Here is a 19,279-nt window from a genome sequence, read left to right as displayed (position 1 = left end):
GCGATGGGGCTCGCCTAGTAAGGCTGCTCTTCTGGCAAACCTGTGCGGAGCTCTGCCGGCAAATGCCCTAGATCGTTGTGCGCCACCAGCACAGGCGGCTTAGCGCTACGCACTCGGATGATCGTGAGCCCGCAATTGGCCTGATTGAGGCCAAGCCAGCGCCACTGATCGCCACCAAGAACTTCGCGAACGAACCACGCGATCACGAAGTTGTGGGTAATGAGTAAGTCATGGCGGTCCTCACGAGCCGGCGTGAGAAACTCTGCAACGGCATCTTCCATCTGGGCCTGACCGGCATCGATCTCCTCGGGCGTTACCGAACCAAAGAATGGTTCGAACGCTGAAGGCATGTCGGAGGTAGGACCGCTAGGGATGCAATCCATGAGCAAAGTTGTTGGTTGCGACTCGAGCGCCGGCATCCGCTCTGTCATGATGGCCGCAGTTTCAGCGGCACGCTGAAGAGGCGAATGAAACGCACGCGTGAAGGGAACGCCACCGAGGCGCTCAGAAATTGCCCTCGCCTGACGTGTGCCCTTGCCCGAAAGTGGGCCGTCAGGGAGTCCGTGTTCTGCATCTTGCTGTTCGCCGTGACGAACGAGGTACAGGTAGTGAGCCATCACCATTCCTTTGTTGATCTAGCTTTGGGCAGCGCTGCCCAAAGTCAGCCCGGAAAACATCTCTTCTGTGACCGCACCTACCGCCGCAATTGACAGCGGGCGCGATGAGAGTTCGCGAGCAAGTTCTTGGATATCGTCGGCAGTGACCGCCGAGATTCGGGCAATTGAGGCATCGAGGTCGATGAACTCGCCGAGTGTCAATTCGCTGCGGCCGAGTCTGGACATCCGAGCGTCCGAGTCTTCGAGCGCAAGAGCAGATGCCCCCCGTAATTGGCCAACGGCCCGACTAATTTCTTCATCAGTAACGGGCGCTGTGCCGAGTTTGCTGAACTCCTCGAGCATGAGTTCTGCAACCTGCGCAGACTTCGCCGGCGAGCATCCGGCATAGATGCCAAAGATGCCAGCATCGGAGTAGCTCGGAGCGAAAGAATAGACGGAGTACGCCAGACCACGCTTTTCGCGCACCTCTTGGAATAGCCGCGATGACATTCCGCTGCCCAAAATGGAGTTGAGCACGGTGAGAGTCGCACGACGTTCGTCGGTTGCCGATAGCCCCTCAACACCCGCGATGATGTTTGCCTGTTCGATAGGGCGGTGGGTGATCTGGAGCCGTTGCCCTGGACTACTAGTGGCGGACGCCGCCGTCGCACTATCACGGCGTGAGACTGGCGTCGCCTCAAGCGAGAGATCCCAACCGGCAGCAACAAGGCATGCCGAGACCGCGGCGACGAGAGTGTCATGGTCGACGGCGCCAGCCACGGTAATGACGAGATCTTGCGGACGATAGTTGCCGCGGTAATGCTTGACGACCGAATCGCGCGAAATAGCATTGATCGTTTCGGGGCTGCCGCCAATCGGGCGGCCAAGAGGATGGTCGCCGAAGACTGCCTCGAAGAATCGCTCGCTGGCAACGTCTGTCGGGTCGTCGTCTGCCATGGCGAGTTCTTCGAGAATCACTCCGCGCTCATTGGAGAATTCCGTTGGGTCGATAAGGCTCGAGGTGAGCATGTCGCCGATGACTTCGATCGCCATCGGGAGATCAATGTCTTGAACCTTGGCGTAATAGCAGGTGTATTCCTTAGCGGTCATCGCATTGTGCTCGCCGCCGACTGCGTCGAAACTGACGGCGATATCGAGCGCCGTTCGCGATGGCGTGCCCTTAAACAAGAGATGCTCTAGGAAGTGCGTTGCGCCAAAGGTGACCGGCTGCTCGTCGCGCGAGCCCGCAGCGACCCAATAGCCAACCGTCGCGCTGCGTGCGCCGGGCACTTGCTCAGTCAGGATGCGCACACCGCTGGGCAAAACAGTTCTACGAACGAGACTGTCGCCGGTTGCGGTGAACGATAGTTCGGGAAGGTCAAGAGGGAGAATCACAGCGTCGCTCATCACCAATGAGCCTACGTCATTAGTTGACCCAGCGAGGTTGCCAAACATCGATTCCCGAAGAGTCCCCCCAACTGGGGTGACGCAATGAGGACAGACAGACTTGTCTGTATGTCCTCACGTGGTAATGTTCTTTCTAGGCACCCGAAGCCGCCAACTCATCACCCGGACCCGAACCGGGCGATGGTAGTAAAAACACAACCCGGACCCGAACCGGGTTGTGTCAACCGAACCGCATCACTTGACCCGAATCAGGTGGTGCACATAGTGGGGATTAGTTCCTGATCCGAATTTCCCCCGGAAGGAGTGCGCTGTGATGGTACTTGAGACACCAGAGACCGCACAGCGCGCTCCGGCCAAAGGCCGAATCCTTGACACCGCCAACGAACTTTTCTACCAAGACGGCATCCTGAACGTCGGAGTAGACCGCATCATCGCCCAGTCCAGCGTGACCAAGGCAACGTTCTACAAGCACTACCGCTCAAAAGACAACTTGATCCTCGAATACGTCAAGAGCCGTCGAGCAGCAGCCGAATCACAAGTGCAGTCCATCATCGACGGGGCAGCGTCTCCGCACGATGCTGTTCTCGGCCTGCTCGAGAGCGTCGCTGCCGAACTCACCAAACACGACTTTCGCGGATGCCCTTTTCTCAACGTCGTCGCCGAAGTACCCGATCCGGCACATCCAGTTCGTCGCCTGATCGCCGAGCACCGCGATTGGTACAACGAAGCTCTCTATGAGCTCATGCGCGGCGCTGGCCACCCCTTCCCTGGCGATGCCGCAGACGAACTCATGCTCGCCAAAGACGGCGCCCTTGCCGGCGGCTACGCGGGCGATACGATCGCCGCTGGCGCGGCAATGGGGCGCGTCGTGAAGCGCGTTCTCGCAGAATCTGTCTCGGCCTAGCAGCTAGCACAACCTGGTCTCAGGCCTCAGCGAGCCAACTGGCACCGCTAGTACGCAGAGGCGCGATCCAGCACCGCTGATTGGTGACGCGTTAATGGCAGCCGCGCTGCCGCAAGCAAATCGGGCACCTGAGACGCACTGCTCGCACTCACGACCGGGGCAACAACTCCTGGCTTATTTAGCAGCCACGCCAAAGCGATCGTCGCCACACTTGCTTCTTGCTCGTCAGCCACTTCGTCCAAAGCAGCAAGCACCTTGAAGCCTCGGCGGCGAAGATACTGCACCGTGTCGTGACCGCGCGAATTAAGTGCAAGGTCAGCGCGTTGACGATACTTTCCGCTCAAAAAACCACTTGCCAAAGCGAAGCGCGGCATCACGCCCAAGCCCTGAATCGCCGCGACGTGGGCGAGTCCAGTCTCATATTCTTCACGGTGCATGAGGTTGTAGTGCGATTGCACGGCGACCATCGGAGCAACTCCCATTTGGCCGCACGCAATGCGCGCCTGAATCAGGCGATTTCCGGTGTGGTCAGAGCCGCCAAAGTAGCGAACCTTACCCTCACTGATGAGCTCGTCGACGGCCAACAACGTCTCGTCGAAATCGACGCTTTCGTCGTCGACATGCAGGTACAGCAAATCGATGTGCGACGTGCCCAAGCGAGCCAAAGACTCCGCTACCGAGCGCTTGATCGCTTCAGCGCGCATGCCCGGGTTTTCGCGACTCTTGCCCACCTTGGTCGCAACGACGATGTCATCACGATTGCGGCGAACCCGCATCCACTTGCCAATCATCAGTTCGCTTCGACCTGAAGCGTACGAGTCAGCAGTGTCAATAAAATTGCCACCGCCCTCGGAAAAAGCATCGAGAATCGCGGTGGTCGCGGGATCATCGGCCGTCCAGCCAAAGACGTTTCCGCTGAGCGCGAGGGGATACACACGAAGGTCAGATGAGCCAACCACTCGGGTGACGAAATGGGGTTGCGGACTTGGTCGCGCACTGGTGGAACCCGGCAGTGATCGCGTCGGGTGCACTTGCGTCATAACGGCCTCCCACAAGGCTTTTCGTAAGAGTATGCCGGGAGCGTTGCGAATACACGGAGCACACCCTGATCGTTACTAGTCCGTGTCGAAAACTGTCATATATGGGCCCGCCAGCAGCGGGTGGTGTCGCCTAGCGCTCATCCTCGCAATAATGGCACCAGCTCTATTGCTCATATCGAGAGGATCACTATCGTGAACGACCCGAACTGGAATCTGCCCATCGTGCCGACTTTCGAACTTGAGAGCCCCGACTTCGAAGCCGGCGGAACACTCCCGCAATGGGCCCGATCTGGGATAGCGAATGCCGGAGGCGAAGACCGCTCCCCCACACTGCACTGGCACGGCTTTCCTTCTGGCACCAAGAGCTTCGCACTGACCGTATTCGATCCTGACGCGCCAACGGGAAGTGGATGGTGGCATTGGGCCGTCTTCAATATCCCCGCGTCCGTAGAGTCGCTGCCCCAGGATGCCGGCAACCCCGACGCTCAACTCATGCCGAACGGCACTGTGACGCTTCCCAATGAACTTCGACTTGCATCATTTCAAGGAGCGGCACCGCCTGCTGGGCACGGGGCCCACCGCTACGTTTTTACCCTGAGTGCCCTGAACATAGAACGACTCGACGTCTCCGAAGACAGCACCCCCGCCATGCTCGGATTCGCGCTGCGCGATCACGTCGTAGCGCGAGCCCAACTTATCGGCTATTCGACCACCGAGGTCGGCGAATAACCCGAGCATAACGCGCGCTTAAGCGTCTCGCGCCTAGTCACTAGGCTCAACAAACATCCCGCGTCGGGAATACGGGAAAAGGGATCATCACGAGGACTGCGGAACTAGCTGCTGCGGCGGAAGTAATGTGGCACGCGTTCATAACCACGGCTGCGCATCTTCGCAACAACCACACTTACGACAACAACAACGGCAACAATTCCGAGAGCAACCCACAGATACCACGCGGTATCGAGCCACAAGAGCATGTCGCTCATGAAGGCGTCAAGGGGTGTAGTGATTCGGGTCACAGGTACACCATACCGGGACGACACGCCCGGATAGCCACCCAGAGCTAGGGCAGACTGAGGTGACTACCCCACAAAGCGCTGGGTTCAACGGTATTGCGATTGAGCAGCGCGGTGAACGTGGGCGGCAATTACGTCGCGCGCCAACAGATTTGCCCGTCAACGACACAGCGCCCACCCTCAGAGAGGATGGGCGCCGCAGACAAACTAGTAACTAGTTGGTCTTAGCTTTCGTCAGCGGGAGCCGCTGCTTCTGCGTCAGTCTCGTCAGTGACGGGGGCAAGCGAGAGCTTTCCACGGTCATCGATCTTGGTGATTTCGACCTGAATCTTCTGGCCGACTCCGAGCACGTCTTCGACGTTCTCCACACGCTTGCCACCGGCAAGCTTGCGAACCTCGGAGATGTGCAGCAGTCCGTCTTTGCCCGGGGTGAGCGATACGAATGCACCGAAGGTAGCGATCTTGACGACCGTACCCAAGAAGCGCTCGCCAACCTCAGGGTTGAGCGGGTTCGCGATGGCGTTAACCGCCGCGCGTGCAGCCTCGGCAGAAGGACCATCGACAGCGCCGATGTAGACCGTTCCGTCATCCTCAATCGAGATGTCGGCTCCGGTGTCATCCTGGATCTGGTTGATGTTCTTGCCCTTTGGCCCGATGAGCTCACCGATCTTGTCGATCGGAATCTGAACCGAGATCACGCGAGGAGCCGTGGGAGCCATCTCGTCGGGAGCATCGATTGCAGCGTTGAGCACCGAAAGAATCGCGGTACGCGCTTCCTTAGCCTGCTTGAGTGCACCGTCGAGAACTGACGAAGGCAAACCAGCGAGCTTAGTGTCGAGCTGAATGGCGGTAACGAATTCGCTCGTACCGGCAACCTTGAAGTCCATGTCGCCGAGTGCGTCTTCAGCACCGAGGATGTCGGTGAGAGCGGCGTAGCGCGTAACGCCATCAACTTCATCCGAGATCAGGCCCATGGCGATACCGGCAACCGGTGCGCGCAGTGGCACACCAGCGTTGAGCAGTGACAGGGTCGAAGCACAGACGGAACCCATCGACGTCGAACCGTTGGAACCGAGAGCCTCGGAAACCTGGCGGATGGCGTAAGGGAACTCTTCACGGGGAGGAAGCACCGGTGCGATGGCACGCTCGGCGAGGAAACCGTGACCGATTTCGCGACGCTTCGGGCTACCAACGCGACCGGTCTCACCAGTCGAGTAAGGCGGGAAGTTGTAGTGGTGCATGTAGCGCTTCTTGGTCACTGGGGCCAGTGAGTCAATCTGCTGCTCCATCTTGAGCATGTTCAGTGTGGTAACACCCAAGATCTGAGTCTCGCCGCGCTGGAAGATTGCTGAACCGTGAACGCGAGGAATGACCTCGACCTCAGCATCAAGCGCACGAATGTCGCTCAAGCCACGGCCGTCAATACGGATTCCCTCGGTGAGTACGCGGGTGCGCATTACCTTCTTGCTGACAGCCTTGTACGCGCCGCCAACCATCGCGAGAACGTCTTCGCCGAGTTCTTCAGCGTCGACCTTCGACTGAACTTCAGCCTTGACGCGAGCCTTGAGCTCGTCGTCAGCGGTCTGGCGCTCGATCTTGTCCGCGATCTTGTAGACATCGCGAAGCTCTGCCTCAGCAATTTCACTGACGGCGTTGTAGGCCTGGTCAGAGTAGGGCGGGAAGAGCTTGAACTCGGCAACAGGCTTTGCGGCCTTGGTCGAAACCTCGAGCTGAGCCTTCACAAGCTGCTTGAGGAACGGCTTGGATGCCTCGAGGCCCTGAGCAACAACGGCCTCATCTGGCTTGGTTGCACCAGCCTTGATGAGCTCCCAGCTGTTCTCAGTAGCTTCTGCTTCCACCATCATGATGGCGATGTCTTCTTCGCCCTTGTCGTTGGTGACCATGCGGCCGGCAACAGTGAGGTCGAAGACAGCGTCAGCAAGCTGGCTGTGCTTGGGGAATGCAACCCACTGGTCACCGATCAGAGCCAGGCGGATGCCGGCAATCGGGCCATAGAACGGGAGGCCCGAGATCTGGGTGCTGAGCGATGCAGCATTGATCGAGAGAGCGTCGTAGAACTCGTCAGGAGCGATGCTCAGAACGGTGATGACGATCTGAACTTCGTTGCGGAGTCCCTCAACGAACGTCGGACGCATCGGACGGTCAATGAGACGGCAGACGAGAATCGCTTCCGTGGAGGGGCGACCCTCGCGACGGAAAAAGCTGCCGGGGATCTTGCCTGCTGCGTAGGAACGCTCTTCAACATCCACCGTAAGGGGGAAGAAGTCGAAGCCTTCACGCGGGTGCTTGCCAGCGCTGGTGGCGCTCAAGATCATTGTTTCTTCGTCGAGGTACGCAGCGACGGCACCCTGTGCCTGCTGAGCGAGTCGACCGGTTTCGAAGCGCACGGTGCGCTTGCCGAACTTACCGTTATCGAGAACGGCTTCGGCGAATGTGATTTCTGGACCCTCCATGCGGGGGTTTCTCCTTTGTTTTACGTCGCGCACCCGTGTGGTGTGCGACTCGTCAAGGAGCAGGAGCGGGCAGAAGGACGCGATGGTTCATGCGCTTGCCTAGAGTGGCGGCGCATGTCTGGCCAACAGTAGAAAGCCTCCGAACGACTCGGAAAATTACCACCGGTGACCAGCTTCTTGCCAGCCTGCTCCGTACGTTGCCCTACAACTACGTGGACAACTCCCACAATCGTATCATTAGGCACCTTCTGACCTCCGAAATCAGCGGTATCGACACGCACAGCCGCCTCGTCGTTTACTCTGGGGAGTATGGAACCCACAGAAGAAACACCCTCTGCGAGCGAAGAGAACAAGCGCAGGTTCCGCGAGGCGCTTGATCGCAAGCAGGGCAAAGAAACATCACGCCCAGGCCACTTGGATGCCGAATCGGCTATTCACGGCACGCAGGATCGCGCAGATCACAAGCGCGACTTCCGCCGCAAGACTGGATAAACGAGCGGAACAACCGCTGCCGCCCGGCGACACCGCGTGGATTACATCCCGCGGAGTTCGCCGAGCAGCGCGGCTCAGTACTACTGGGCGCCGAAACTGCCGACCGGGCTGAAGCCCTCAGACAACGCAAACGGATCTACCACCTGATCAGATCGATCAGAGGCTGCGGCGAGCGCCGCCAGCTCTCCTGCTGCACGAGCAATTCGCCCGGGGAGTGTGCTCGATGCGCTGTCTCCTGTGCTTCCCCAATCCGCGGATGCCGCATACACGCCGGTTGGCACTGCCACGGCATGAAGGTAAGCGAACAGCGGTCGCATCGCATAGTCGATCGCGAGCGAGTGCCGATCGGTTCCACCCGTCGCACCGAGCAGCACCGGTAGGTCTGTGAGCGATTGCGGGTCGAGTATGTCGATGAACGACTTGAACAGCCCGCTGTAGCTCGTGGTGAAGATGGGCGTGACGGCGATGAGAGCATCAGCGCGGGTGACGGCCGCGATTGCCTCGTCGAGCTTGGTGCTCGGGAAGCCCGTGAGCAGGTTGTTGGTCACGTCGTGCGCGAGGTCACGCAATTCGATGACCGTGACATCTGCGTCGATGCCGCGCTCACGCAGGTCGTTGACGGTTGCTTCGGTGAGGCGGTCGGCGAGCAATCGGGTGGACGATGGCTGACTGAGACCAGCGGCGATGACGGCAATCTTCTTGACGTCTGACATGGTGCGCTTCTTTCTTGTGGGTACTGCTGATTTGAGAATTGCGAGCGTTAGACGGTTGTCGTGTCGACAGCCGCGGGGGCAGCGAGAGCCGCGTCACGCTTGGCGACGAGCGAGGCGTGAGTGGGGGCATCCGGAACTTCGATTGGGCGGTTGGTCGCGAATTCCTTGCGAAGGACGGGAACGACCTCTTCACCGAGGATGTCGAGCTGCTCGAGAACAGTCTTGAGCGGCAGGCCGGCGTGATCCATGAGGAAGAGCTGGCGTTGGTAATCACCGAAGTGTTCGCGCATTCCCGCGTACTTGTCGATCACCTCTTGCGGGCTGCCGACGGCGAGCGGTGTCTGCTCGGTGAAGTCCTCCATGGACGGCCCGTGGCCGTACACGGGAGCGTTGTCGAAGTACGGGCGGAACTCTGCCTTCGCCGACTGCGAGTTACTGCGCATAAACGCTTGACCGCCGAGCCCAACGATGGCCTGCGCCGCAGTGCCGTGGCCGTAGTGCTCAAAGCGCTGACGGTAGTAGCTCACGAGACGCATGTAGTGCTCTTTGGGCCAGAAGATATTGTTCGCGAAGAAGCCGTCTCCGTAGTACGCCGCCTGCTCGGCGATCTCGGGGCTTCGGATCGAGCCGTGCCAGACAAAGGGAGGCACGCCATCCAACGGTCGTGGCGTCGATTGGAAGCCCTGCAGCGGTGTGCGGTACTTGCCCTCCCAGTTGACGAACTCTTCACGCCACAGCTTGTGCAGCAGCGAGTAGTTTTCGATGGCCAGCGGGATGCCCTCACGAATGTCTTTACCAAACCACGGGTACACCGGCCCCGTGTTGCCGCGGCCCATCATGAGGTCGGCGCGGCCATCGGAGAGGTGTTGGAGCATCGCGTAGTCTTCGGCGATCTTCACCGGGTCGTTCGTGGTGATGAGCGTTGTGCTCGTCGAGAGAATGAGCTTCTCGGTCTGAGCCGCGATGAAGGCAAGCGTCGTCGTGGGGCTTGAGGAGAAGAATGGCGGGTTGTGGTGCTCCCCTAGGGCGAAGACATCGAGCCCGACCTCTTCCGCTTTCTTTGCGATCGTGACGATGTCCTTGATGCGCTCGCCCTCGGTAGGCGTGCGGCCGTTTGTCGGGTCAGTCGTGACGTCACTAACGGTGAAAATTCCGAACTGCATGGTGTGCTCCGGTCTCCCAAAATCTGTCTGGATGAATCAGTTATCCGGTTCAACCACCCTGTTTCCGGATAATTCCAGCACCGTACCGCCACATGGCGGTTAAGTTGGTTCGAACGTCGAGCGGCTGGCGGTACGCCCCCGCCCGCGTGAGCCTCTACCGTGGAGACAAGGTCGTCACACCGGCGTGACGCGGACCAATGGAGGTCTCATGACTACGCACAACGTTCATCCCGCTCCCCCGTTCGACACCGAACTGGCCGCTGTTCTCGGCGTCGTCAATGAGCAACTCCCGCCAACAATCACTCCGGAGATGATTGCCCTCCTGCGCGAGGGATTCGTCACCGATGTGCCTGCGCTGCTAGACGGCCGTTCAATCAGTCATCGCGAGCAAACAATTCCTGGACCCGACGGTGACCTCATCGTCTCCATCTTCGCGCGCGACGACCACAGGACGGCCGGTCCGGGGATTTTCCACACTCATGGTGGCGGCATGATCATTGGCGACCGCTTCACCGGCCTAGAAACAATGCTGTCGTGGATCGACGAGCTGGATGCTGTCGTCGTCTCTGTCGAGTATCGGCTAGCCCCCGAGCATCCTGACCCTGCACCGGTTGAGGATTGCTATGCGGGCCTCGTGTGGACGGCAGCCAACGCCGCTGAGCTCGGCATCGATCCCGCCATGTTGGTGATCTCTGGCGGAAGCGCCGGAGGCGGGCTCGCGGCAGGAACCGCGCTACTAGCGCGAGACCGCGGAGGACCGCACCTTGCCGCACAGATGCTGATTTATCCCATGATTGATGACCGCAACGAAACCGTCTCTAGCCATCAAATTGATGGAACCGGGGTGTGGGATCGCGGCAGCAACGACACCGGGTGGGATGCATTGCTTGGTGATCGCCGCAAGACCGATCAGGTCTCGATCTACGCTGCCCCGGCGCGCGCTACGGATCTCAGCAATCTGCCTCCCACATTCATCGATGTGGGGACAGCGGAAGTATTCCGCGATGAGGATGTCGCTTATGCCTCGACCATCTGGGCATCGGGCGGACATTGTGAGCTTCACGTCTGGCCTGGCGGCTTCCACGGCTATGACAGCATGGCACCATTCGCGGCTCTCTCGATTGCTACTCAAGACGCCCGGCTGAACTGGTTACGTCGCACGCTCGGCGTCTAGATTCTCCTCGAACACTTGGTCCAGGTGGTTCGAGCCTCACGGGTGCCTCGCGACTGTCGCGGCAATAGAGTAGGGCTCGAACCACTAAGGACGGAACGAGAATGCAAGAACTAGCGGGGCGCCTGAAAGCACTCGACCCCGAAGCGAGCGAGACGCTTCGAGTGATCTCGTACTTTGACGCGCTTACCGCGGGCCACGCCAGTGCCGAGGTGCTCTTGCGCGGGGCAAGCATGCTGGCTGGATGCCCTGCAGGCCTCACGTCGGCCGCCCTCAACGTGCGCGTGGATGAGCGGGGCCGTCGGAGCCCCGAGCAGTGGTCAGCCGGTTCTAGGCCCGCCCGCCCCATTTCCGGCGGGGCCACGGTATGGATTGAACGTGCTGGCGAAGCTCACGCCAACGACGAGATGATCCTCGAACGGGTCGCCCTCGCGATCGGCATCCTTTTCGAGCGCACCGGACCAGCCGAATCGATGCACAATCCGGTCGAAGTGTTGCTGGACGCTGCGGATACCACTGAGCACCGCCACTCAGCCGCACAATCCCTGCACCTCGTTCCCACCACGCGCTACCGCGTAATCACGCAGCCCGCAAACACCGCGAATGCGGCCGCTGGCCCCTCCGCCGTCATCACGACAGTCGCGGGCACTATCCGTGCTGAGATCGTTCTCAGTTCGGATACTGTCACGGCTCTGCGAGCAGGAATCGGCATCGCTGCCTCCCCCGCCGATCTGGTGCGCTCGTGGCTTTCAGCCCTCACCGCCCTGCGACTGACCTCCGAAAGCGAACCGGTGCTGCACGCTGATGACCTTGGTTCGCTGCTGTTGCTCGCCGAGATTAGCCCCGCTGGAGCCCCGGAAAACTGCGACCTGCAGTCGCTCGGTGTCGTGATTCGTGAGACCCCGCGCATCCTGCCCATGCTCGATACCCTCGCCGCGAGCGAAAGCCTCCGCGCCGCCGCCAGCACGCTCGGTTTTCACCACTCAACGGTGCAATCCCGCGCTGAGGAACTCAGTGGAAAACTCGGCTTCGACGTGCGAACCTCGCGCGGGCGCACGCGACTCTCGGTTGCGCTGGCCCTGTACCGACTAGAAACTACGCATTTCGACTAGTGAGGAACCAAGATCAATCGGTATCCGGCGCCACGATCGAAAATACAAGGGTCTGAGCGCTTGGTGCAGGGACCGTGTAGACCTCAACGGTCAGACTGTACTCTCCACGAGAGTAGCTCCGGCGAAAAAAATCGTCGCCGAACAAAAACCCGTTATCAACTGTCTCCCAGCCTTCATCGCCTAACCAAGGCTCTAGATCATCGGCAAGTTGCGTCGGAGTTCGCGCATCCTCAAGCAGCAGATCTACGCTTTCTGACCAAAAGTAATACTTCGGCCATTCCTCGGAACCTGAGCTCGTAGAGCGAACTCCGCCTAATCGTTCGTAAACGGTAGCCGTCTCGTCGAGGGGAATTTGCGCCATAATTTCGGCACCCCACAAATCCGCTGGGGAAATGTACTCATCCAACTGGGTCTGTTGATCAGCGGCCACGGCAGTGTCACTTTGCTGCGCGGTTGCGCACCCTGCCGTGGCAACCCCTACGGCAGCAGACACCGCTATGGCAACAAGCACGCGCAGAACCCTCACGGTACTCATTCGACCGCGACCGAAACCGACAAGCGACGTAAGTGTGCCTAGCTACGGTGACCGGCCTGGTTGCTTACTGTCCAACGGATCATCGTCGATGCCTTTCTTCGTCCCGTCGGCGCATGAGCTGACGGGATCACAACCAAGAGTGAATAGTGCTCATTAACGAGTATTGTAGGTCAACAATGTCAGCCCGAAGCCTGCGGGGCTCGATTCTGGGCCACCCGGCGCCAGTGCGGGCGCTGCGGGCTACGCCTCAGTAGAGAGCTGGCCCCGCACGATGGAGTCGCCGGAGTGAGCCGGGTTTCCGTCGAATTGTTCCTCTGAGATGTCGACGAGGTCATAGTTGGAGATATCGAGACCTTCAGGAACAGTGAACTGACCCGTCGTACCCTCAACGATTCCGAGGCTGACGAGAGCCGTGGCATCCGTCGTAATCAGCCACACTTCTCGATAGCCACCGTCGGTCGCGGGTGCGTCGAACTTCACCTCGATAACGCGCGTGCCATCTGGCAGTTGTTCAAGCTGGGCATCGCCCGTGGAATCGGGCCAGTTGGGGAACGCGTCGAGCGTCGCACTCGCGAGAATCGTGGGTTGTTCCGCGGGGCGGAAGGTCGACCACAGCGCCGTTCCCGCACTCGCTACTAAGGCAACCGCGGCCGCAGCCGCGACAATGCCGCCCCAAGGACGACGACGCTTATCCAAGGAATGCACGGTCGCATCCTCAGGAGCAGCGGGGGAATCAGCGGGGGCACCCGTAGCGTCCGCGGGGGCGGCAGCATCAGCTGCCGCAGGTTCCTTCATCGGAGCGCGGTCATGTTCGGCGCGCTTTTGCGCCAGATCATCGCCCGGCACATCGTCAATGAGGCCAACGACCGCGGGTGTGGAGGGCGCACTCGCTGTTTCTGCCGTCAACGACAATTCGTCGCTGATGCGATCCCAGACGCACGACGGCGGCTCGAGCAGCTCTCCGGCGTCGAAGGTCGAACGGCCAACCATGGCGGCGCGCGCAAGGATTTCGATCTCGCGACGGCACTGTTCGCACTCGCTAATGTGCTGACCATCTTCGGGGAGGGCGACCTGCTCGCCAAGGGCAAGCAACGCAAGGAGCTCCGGATCAACGTGTTGCATAGGTCCCCTCCAATCGTGTTCTCATCCGTTGCAGGCTGCGCCGGATATGGCTTTTTACCGTGCCAAGAGGTAGTTCGAGGCGATCGGCTATTTGGTTGTGGGTGAGGTCATCAAAGAATGCCAATCTCATGATTGCTTGAGCATCCGGTTCGAGGCGAGCGATTTCGTCGGCCATCATCAAGGTGTCAGCCAGATCGAAGTCTTGCACAACTGGTTCTCCCCTCACGGTTGTAGCGGCGAGTTCCTCTTGGAGCCTCCGTACACGTGCTCTGGCTTCGTGAGTGTCGGCGATCTTGTTCTTCGCGATTCCCACTAACCACGCGGAAAGACTCGAGCGTTCTGGTTTATACCCGGCTCGACCGGTCCAGGCAGACACAAAGACTTTTTGGGTGACGTCTTCAGCGTCACCCCGGTCGCCAAGCGAACGAAAGGCAAGAGTGAACACGAGCGCCGACCAGCGAGAATAAACCTCGGCGAGCGACGACTCGTCGCCGGCCACGAACGCCTGCGTTATGCGGGCTTCGTTGGCGACTTCTGCGTCGGTCATAGCTCTCCGGTTGGTGGTCGTCACAGCGGGTTCGCTATCGCTACGACGTTGTCAGAGTATTGCCGCACATTTTCGTCAAATTGTCCACCACAAGTGAGAAGCACGACCCGAGGAGCGCCATCCCGATCAAAGACCTGATCGAGCGGAACTTGCGCTTTCTGGATGCTCTGCACTGATTCGAGAAGGTAGCGGTGATCTACACCATCGTCAGTCGTAATGATGATTTCTGCCCCCGCGGACAGTGAAGCGAGAGTGGCAAACGGGCCGAGGCCCTGAATGAAGTCATCAACGTGGGCGGTGATCACCGTTGAACCGGTCGCGCTGCCAGGAGACGAACCGTAGCGGTACCATCCGGCGATCGTGATGTTTTCGGGAATCTGCATGAAGCCGTCTGGCTCGATGCCGACAGGAGAAATTTGGATGTCGACAGCTACCGCCGGAATCTGAATCCGTATTGGGGCCGCGGCGGGCTGTACCGGCACGACCTCACTCGACTGTCGTGGTACATCGATCGCCGCGGTCGGAAGCGGAGCAGGGGCCGGCTCGGGGGCGATCGATGGTGCTTGTGGTGATGCGCAACCAGCAAGGAGAAGCGCCATGGCCGCGAGGGCTAGGATTCTCGCGGCCATGACGTTCTCCTTGCTGGGGTGGGTGAGGGCTGGTGGTGAGATGTACTAACGCTGGTGACTATTTCGCGGCGCGAGCTGCGGTGATCCGGGTCGCCGCGAATCCGGCGAGCGCGATCAGTGCCGCAAGAGCACCGAGTCCGCCGATAAGTAGACCGTTGTTGCTGTCAGCGGCGAGACCGGCAGTTCCCGCGTCCACTCCACCGGGAACGGAGTGGAGACCGTCGATGGTCTGCACTGCGAGGGTGAGGTTGTCATCAGCCGCACTGCCCCAGGCATAAACGATCGTGTTTACTCCTTCGGCGATCGTCACGTCGGCCGGGCCGATTGCGGGATCTGTGGTGCCCGTCAGCGCAACAGCAGCGGAGATAGTTCCCACGGGAAGGTTTGCTTTCACTTCGTCAGGGTTACTGAGGTTAGTGAAGGCTGCAGCGCCGTTGGCGAGCACATCGACGGCGGGAGCCGCAGCGGTGTGGCGCACGGTGAGCTTGCCTTCTCCCGCCGGGATCGTGCTCAGGTCGTTAGTGAAGAGGCTCGCCGTGGGGTCACCAGCGGCATCCAAATGAGCAACAGCCGTGTAACTCATGTTGGCTTCGAGGGTGAGGTCGATGGGACCGATGGCGGGCGACGAGTCATCGGCGGCATCCGCTGCCGTGATCGCTACCGTGTAGGTACCAGCAGGAAGGTCGAGGGGCCCAGCGAGGTCGCTTGGCTCAAAGTCGTCAAGAGTTAGGTCGCCGTTGACGTAGACGTCAACGGTCAGCCCGGGCACCGCGTGCAGCACGTACAGGTCTGCATTGGTGTCTGAGATCGCATGCGCGGGAAGAGCGACGCCGACTGCGGCGATCGCGCCGACAGCTACGCCAGCAATAATTTTGTTTCGCATTGTTCTTGTCCTCTCATGTTCGGGCGTAAATCGCCTGACATGGAGTACTTCTGGCTGAGCACCCTATTTGGATGCACTCATCTCAAAAAACTTGTGAACGAGATTTTCGTTGCCAGCCCAACCACGCCATTACAGCCGCACCAACGATGAGCGCCCAGAAGGCAGAACCAACGCCGAGCACCGTGATGCCAGAACTGGCGACTAAGAACGTCGAGATCGCGGCGATACGGTGTTCGGGAGCCTCCAGCGCGGAACGCACCGAGGCGATCAGCGCCCCAACTACGGCAAGCCCGGCGATCGCCACCACGACGATGGGTGGTGCCATCGAGACGAGGGCTGTCGCAAACCCTGCCCCCAAGCCGATCACAACGTAGGTAGCGCCAGCGACAACGGAGGCTATCCAGCGTTTGCTGCGATCGTCGTGCGCTTCTTCGCTCGCCGTCAGGGCAGCGGTAATGGCAGCCAAGTTGACGACGTGCCCGCCAAAGAAGGCGCCAACCGCCGAGGTCGCCCCCGTTACGGCGAGCGCCGGGCCGGCGGGCACCGTGTACCCGTAAGTGCGCATCACGGTGAAGCCGGGCACATTCTGGCCCGCCATCGTGACGATGAACAGCGGGATCCCCAGGCTGACCATCACAATCGGATCAAAGTCGGGCGTAACGAGCGTCAGCTGGGGCACGATCGCCGTCGGCGGCACCAGAGCGCCCTCTGTCGTGAGCACAATTGCCACCACCGCTGCCACGAGCGCACCGGGCACGGCCCAGCGCGGAGCGACTTTGAGCAGCACCAACCAGAAAATCACCATCGGCAGCCCTAACCACGGGAATTCAACGGACGCCGTGATCGGAGCAAGGCAAATTGTGAAAAGGATGCCAGCCAACATGGCACTGGCAATCGGTTGCGGAATGCTCGTCACGAGCCGACGTAGTGCCGGTACGAGACCACTCACCATGATGAGCGCCGCACACACAATGAAGGCACCGACTGCTGACCGAAAATCCATGCTGCCGTCAGCAGCGACAATCAGCAACGCAGCGCCCGGAGTAGACCACGCGACGGTGATCGGCATCCGATAGCGCCACGCAAGCCCGATCGTCGCGAGACCCATCAGAACGGTAAGAATCAGAAGACCGGATGCGGATTGAGCTTCGCTGGCCCCAACCGCCTGCAGCCCGGCAATCACCAGAGTAAATGAGGCCGCGAAACCTGCAATTGCCGCAATAACGCCCGTAGAAAAGAGCTGAAAAATGGTGGTCGTCACTCTCTGGTTGCGGCTAGAGTTCGAGAACGATTTTGCCGCGAGAATGCCCCTTGGCCAACTTCGCATAGGCCTCAGAAACTTGCTCAAAGGGGAATACTGAATCGATCGGCACCTGACTGTGCCGGCGGCTACCAAGGCGGAAAGCGCCGCAAGATCATCGGTACCAGCCCCCGCTGCTCCGACAGTGGTTGCTCCATACTTCTCGCTGGCGCCGTAGTCGGCGATCGTGTTGATACGGCCTGCTGGCGCACCAAGGGCAAGAGCGGCATCCACGGTTTCACGACCGTTGTTATCGAGCGCTGCAGTGATTCCTTCGGGGCTGATCTCCAATATGCGCTCTACCATTCCCTCGCCGTACGTGACGGGATGGATACCAAGCGAACGCAAGAACTCGTGGTTCGATTCGCTAGCCGAGCCGATTACTTTCGCACCCTTCAGCTTGGCGAGTTGCGCCGCGATCACCCCGACGCCGCCAGCCGCCGCACTCACAAGCACGGTATCGGTGGACGTCAATGAAAGGCTCTCGACGCTGGCCCAGGCGGTGCGACCAGCAACATCGAGACTGCCCGCTTGCTCCCAACCGAGGGAAGCAGGCTTGAGCACGAGCTTGGCCGCCGGAACAACGACATAGTCAGCCTGAGCGCTAAAGCCCTTGCCGCCAAGCACCTCGTCACCGATGGCCCACCCGACAACACCCTCCCCGAGTTCGTCAACGACACCCGCAAAGTCAGTGCCGTTCCCATTGGGAAAAGAAATACTCTGAGGGTTCGCGGTGCCTTTTCCGCCGAAAACTTTGGCATCAAAGGGGTTAATCCCTGCGAACTTCACACGAACCCGCACTTCGCCCTCCCCCGCGTGCGGTTCATTGACATCGGAAATCGTGAGCACTTCAGGCCCACCGAGCTGAGAATAAGAAACGCGACGTGACATCTATCGAGCGTAGCGGGTGCGTCGTTTTCACACACCAGCCCGCGTGAACTGGAAGAATGAACGTAACGTACACCGATTCACGACACCGGTAAGGACTCTCATGAGCTCATCTGACAACACGGCCACCCGCGCAACGTCAACGCAAGATATTCTTCCTGGATTGTTGCGCGCACACCGCGGACAGCTCGTAGCCGTTGCTGTGATCGGGCTAGTGCTTGGCGTAGTAGGCCTGCTCTTTCCCGGCGCTACCCTTCTCACCGTTGCTGTGCTGTTCGGGATCTACCTGATTGCCTCCGGCATGTACCGCATCATGTCTGCATCAGTGGCTACCAACCTCGATTTCACGATGCGTTGGGTCACGGGCATCCTCGGATTGCTGATTGTCATCGCCGGCATCCTGTGCCTCTCCAACCCGTTCGACACTCTCATCGCGCTAGCGCTCGTCATCGGAATCGGGTGGATCCTTGAAGGAATCATTGACCTCGTCGGTGGCGTACGCGGCACCATCCACCCCCGTTGGTTCGGCTGGGTGAGCGGGATCGTCTCGATGGCTGCCGGCGTCGCCATGTTCGTGCTCCCGGCAGCAAGCCTCACCTCGCTCGTCGCCATCGGCGCGATTCTCATGATCGCTGTCAGCGTCACTACGTTGCTCACACTGCCGCGCAAGAACAAGGCCCCAGAGAAAAACACAACGGACGTCACCGCCTAGAGGCGCACAGCACCAACAACAAAGGCCGCCTTCGCAGAGCGAAGACGGCCTTTGGCAAGTGTGACGAGTCGACTAGCGGCGCAGTCCCAGCTTCTCAATCAGCGTACGGTAACGCGTGATGTCAACGTTCTGAAGGTAACCCAACAGACGACGACGCTGACCAACAAGAAGAAGCAGTCCACGACGTGAGTGGTGGTCGTGCTTGTGCATCTTGAGGTGCTCCGTGAGGTCGAGGATGCGACGAGTCATCATCGCGATCTGGACCTCGGGGGATCCCGTGTCACCTGGGTGGGTTGCGTACTCTTCGATGATCGCCTTCTTGATGCTAGCTTCAAGAGCCATAAGGTGATCCCCTCTCTATTCGTTGCGCGGTGCCCACAGCTGAATGCTGGGGCTCTCTTTATCCGCGGCCGTTAGACGGCAACCTTGAAATTCTAGCAGAGTACGGCAGTTGTCAGGACTGCGACGATCTAACCAGCAACGAAACCAACAATTGCCGGAACGGCAACCTGCAACATCACAGCAGTGGCGGCGCTCGTGTCGTCTTTTACGTCATTCACGTGAATCCCCCAGAT

At 59.9% G+C, this 19,279-nt stretch carries 20 protein-coding genes; 6 read left to right on the top strand and 14 right to left on the bottom strand.

Translation table 11 applies throughout. From position 1 onward, the window contains the following. Positions 1-14: 14 nt before the first annotated feature. Positions 15-617 (bottom strand): histidine phosphatase family protein, encoded by a 603-nt coding sequence (locus tag ON14_RS11150; RefSeq protein ID WP_010205178.1) that lies wholly within the window; start codon positions 615-617, stop codon positions 15-17. Between the two features lie 18 nt (positions 618-635). Further along, complete coding sequence (locus ON14_RS11145) at positions 636-2,003, bottom strand: M16 family metallopeptidase (protein WP_026037686.1); 1,368 nt, start codon at positions 2,001-2,003, stop codon at positions 636-638. 313 nt (positions 2,004-2,316) lie between these two features. Here ON14_RS11145 and ON14_RS11140 point away from each other — a divergent pair, with 313 nt between their 5' ends. Then, positions 2,317-2,907 carry a TetR/AcrR family transcriptional regulator gene (locus ON14_RS11140; protein WP_010205176.1) on the top strand — a complete coding sequence of 197 codons (591 nt, stop codon included), beginning with the start codon at positions 2,317-2,319 and terminating at the stop codon, positions 2,905-2,907. Between the two features lie 47 nt (positions 2,908-2,954). Here the strand turns inward: ON14_RS11140 and ON14_RS11135 are convergent, their stop codons facing one another. Continuing rightward, positions 2,955-3,947, bottom strand: a complete 993-nt coding sequence (locus ON14_RS11135) for an aldo/keto reductase (protein WP_010205175.1) — start codon at positions 3,945-3,947, stop codon at positions 2,955-2,957. A gap of 189 nt (positions 3,948-4,136) precedes the next feature. Here ON14_RS11135 and ON14_RS11130 point away from each other — a divergent pair, with 189 nt between their 5' ends. Next, complete coding sequence (locus tag ON14_RS11130; RefSeq protein ID WP_026037685.1) at positions 4,137-4,676, top strand: YbhB/YbcL family Raf kinase inhibitor-like protein; 540 nt, start codon at positions 4,137-4,139, stop codon at positions 4,674-4,676. A 104-nt stretch (positions 4,677-4,780) separates the two neighbouring features. Here ON14_RS11130 and ON14_RS11125 read toward each other — a convergent pair whose 3' ends face one another. Beyond that, a complete protein-coding gene (locus tag ON14_RS11125) occupies positions 4,781-4,966 on the bottom strand; it encodes a hypothetical protein (RefSeq protein ID WP_010205173.1) in 186 nt (61 codons plus the stop codon). A 221-nt stretch (positions 4,967-5,187) separates the two neighbouring features. Continuing rightward, on the bottom strand, positions 5,188-7,437 hold the full coding sequence (locus ON14_RS11120) for a polyribonucleotide nucleotidyltransferase (protein WP_010205172.1): 2,250 nt from the start codon (positions 7,435-7,437) through the stop codon (positions 5,188-5,190). Positions 7,438-7,746: 309 nt separating this feature from the next. On the opposite strand from ON14_RS11120, the gene ON14_RS11115 reads away from it, so the two are divergent. After that, on the top strand, positions 7,747-7,929 hold the full coding sequence (locus ON14_RS11115; protein WP_010205171.1) for a DUF5302 domain-containing protein: 183 nt from the start codon (positions 7,747-7,749) through the stop codon (positions 7,927-7,929). Positions 7,930-8,009: 80 nt separating this feature from the next. Here the strand turns inward: ON14_RS11115 and ON14_RS11110 are convergent, their stop codons facing one another. After that, entirely contained in the window at positions 8,010-8,642 is a 633-nt protein-coding gene (locus tag ON14_RS11110) for an FMN reductase (protein ID WP_010205170.1), read from the bottom strand. A gap of 47 nt (positions 8,643-8,689) precedes the next feature. Then, positions 8,690-9,805 carry an LLM class flavin-dependent oxidoreductase gene (locus tag ON14_RS11105; RefSeq protein WP_010205169.1) on the bottom strand — a complete coding sequence of 372 codons (1,116 nt, stop codon included), beginning with the start codon at positions 9,803-9,805 and terminating at the stop codon, positions 8,690-8,692. A gap of 208 nt (positions 9,806-10,013) precedes the next feature. Here ON14_RS11105 and ON14_RS11100 point away from each other — a divergent pair, with 208 nt between their 5' ends. Together ON14_RS11100 and ON14_RS11095 are read left to right on the top strand one after the other, a co-directional pair. Next, positions 10,014-10,979 (top strand): alpha/beta hydrolase, encoded by a 966-nt coding sequence (locus ON14_RS11100; protein ID WP_010205168.1) that lies wholly within the window; start codon positions 10,014-10,016, stop codon positions 10,977-10,979. A 101-nt stretch (positions 10,980-11,080) separates the two neighbouring features. Beyond that, on the top strand, positions 11,081-12,088 hold the full coding sequence (locus ON14_RS11095; protein WP_010205167.1) for a helix-turn-helix domain-containing protein: 1,008 nt from the start codon (positions 11,081-11,083) through the stop codon (positions 12,086-12,088). Positions 12,089-12,101: 13 nt separating this feature from the next. Here the strand turns inward: ON14_RS11095 and ON14_RS11090 are convergent, their stop codons facing one another. The 6 genes from ON14_RS11090 to ON14_RS15990 all read right to left on the bottom strand — a co-directional run bounded on the left by ON14_RS11090 (position 12,102) and on the right by ON14_RS15990 (position 17,995). Then, complete coding sequence (locus ON14_RS11090) at positions 12,102-12,614, bottom strand: hypothetical protein (protein WP_026037684.1); 513 nt, start codon at positions 12,612-12,614, stop codon at positions 12,102-12,104. Positions 12,615-12,863: 249 nt separating this feature from the next. Next, entirely contained in the window at positions 12,864-13,745 is an 882-nt protein-coding gene (locus tag ON14_RS11085; protein ID WP_010205165.1) for an anti-sigma factor, read from the bottom strand. Continuing rightward, positions 13,732-14,292, bottom strand: coding sequence for an RNA polymerase sigma factor (locus ON14_RS11080; protein WP_010205164.1), 561 nt, complete (start codon positions 14,290-14,292; stop codon positions 13,732-13,734). Before ON14_RS11080 ends, ON14_RS11085 begins: the two co-directional genes overlap by 14 nt. A gap of 20 nt (positions 14,293-14,312) precedes the next feature. Continuing rightward, positions 14,313-14,921 carry a class F sortase gene (locus ON14_RS11075; protein WP_081503560.1) on the bottom strand — a complete coding sequence of 203 codons (609 nt, stop codon included), beginning with the start codon at positions 14,919-14,921 and terminating at the stop codon, positions 14,313-14,315. Between the two features lie 58 nt (positions 14,922-14,979). Continuing rightward, a complete protein-coding gene (locus ON14_RS11070) occupies positions 14,980-15,804 on the bottom strand; it encodes a DUF4397 domain-containing protein (RefSeq protein WP_010205162.1) in 825 nt (274 codons plus the stop codon). Positions 15,805-15,886: 82 nt separating this feature from the next. Continuing rightward, positions 15,887-17,995 (bottom strand): benzoate/H(+) symporter BenE family transporter, encoded by a 2,109-nt coding sequence (locus ON14_RS15990; protein ID WP_010205161.1) that lies wholly within the window; start codon positions 17,993-17,995, stop codon positions 15,887-15,889. A gap of 100 nt (positions 17,996-18,095) precedes the next feature. Between ON14_RS15990 and ON14_RS11060 the strand changes: the two genes are divergently transcribed. Beyond that, positions 18,096-18,704, top strand: a complete 609-nt coding sequence (locus ON14_RS11060; RefSeq protein WP_010205160.1) for an HdeD family acid-resistance protein — start codon at positions 18,096-18,098, stop codon at positions 18,702-18,704. 72 nt (positions 18,705-18,776) lie between these two features. Here ON14_RS11060 and rpsO read toward each other — a convergent pair whose 3' ends face one another. Continuing rightward, the gene (gene rpsO, locus ON14_RS11055; protein WP_009771894.1) at positions 18,777-19,046 is read right to left on the bottom strand and encodes a 30S ribosomal protein S15; all 270 of its coding nucleotides are present in this window, start codon (positions 19,044-19,046) and stop codon (positions 18,777-18,779) included. Positions 19,047-19,279 lie beyond the last annotated feature (233 nt).

This window comes from Salinibacterium sp. PAMC 21357 (assembly GCF_000247645.1).
Lineage (GTDB): Bacteria > Actinomycetota > Actinomycetes > Actinomycetales > Microbacteriaceae > Rhodoglobus.
The sequence above is the reverse complement of the archived record's forward strand: the minus strand, read 5'-3'. Positions and strand labels throughout refer to the sequence as shown.

Coding starts and splice junctions, on each gene's coding strand:
- ON14_RS11150 (WP_010205178.1), bottom strand. CDS start 617: ATGGCTCACTACCTGTACCTCGTTCGTCACGGCGAACAGCAAGATGCA.
- ON14_RS11145 (WP_026037686.1), bottom strand. CDS start 2,003: ATGAGCGACGCTGTGATTCTCCCTCTTGACCTTCCCGAACTATCGTTC.
- ON14_RS11140 (WP_010205176.1), top strand. CDS start 2,317: ATGGTACTTGAGACACCAGAGACCGCACAGCGCGCTCCGGCCAAAGGC.
- ON14_RS11135 (WP_010205175.1), bottom strand. CDS start 3,947: ATGACGCAAGTGCACCCGACGCGATCACTGCCGGGTTCCACCAGTGCG.
- ON14_RS11120 (WP_010205172.1), bottom strand. CDS start 7,437: ATGGAGGGTCCAGAAATCACATTCGCCGAAGCCGTTCTCGATAACGGT.
- ON14_RS11115 (WP_010205171.1), top strand. CDS start 7,747: ATGGAACCCACAGAAGAAACACCCTCTGCGAGCGAAGAGAACAAGCGC.
- ON14_RS11110 (WP_010205170.1), bottom strand. CDS start 8,642: ATGTCAGACGTCAAGAAGATTGCCGTCATCGCCGCTGGTCTCAGTCAG.
- ON14_RS11105 (WP_010205169.1), bottom strand. CDS start 9,805: ATGCAGTTCGGAATTTTCACCGTTAGTGACGTCACGACTGACCCGACA.
- ON14_RS11100 (WP_010205168.1), top strand. CDS start 10,014: ATGACTACGCACAACGTTCATCCCGCTCCCCCGTTCGACACCGAACTG.
- ON14_RS11095 (WP_010205167.1), top strand. CDS start 11,081: ATGCAAGAACTAGCGGGGCGCCTGAAAGCACTCGACCCCGAAGCGAGC.
- ON14_RS11085 (WP_010205165.1), bottom strand. CDS start 13,745: ATGCAACACGTTGATCCGGAGCTCCTTGCGTTGCTTGCCCTTGGCGAG.
- ON14_RS11080 (WP_010205164.1), bottom strand. CDS start 14,292: ATGACCGACGCAGAAGTCGCCAACGAAGCCCGCATAACGCAGGCGTTC.
- ON14_RS11075 (WP_081503560.1), bottom strand. CDS start 14,921: ATGGCCGCGAGAATCCTAGCCCTCGCGGCCATGGCGCTTCTCCTTGCT.
- ON14_RS11070 (WP_010205162.1), bottom strand. CDS start 15,804: ATGCGAAACAAAATTATTGCTGGCGTAGCTGTCGGCGCGATCGCCGCA.
- ON14_RS15990 (WP_010205161.1), bottom strand. CDS start 17,995: ATGTCACGTCGCGTTTCTTATTCTCAGCTCGGTGGGCCTGAAGTGCTC.
- ON14_RS11060 (WP_010205160.1), top strand. CDS start 18,096: ATGAGCTCATCTGACAACACGGCCACCCGCGCAACGTCAACGCAAGAT.
- rpsO (WP_009771894.1), bottom strand. CDS start 19,046: ATGGCTCTTGAAGCTAGCATCAAGAAGGCGATCATCGAAGAGTACGCA.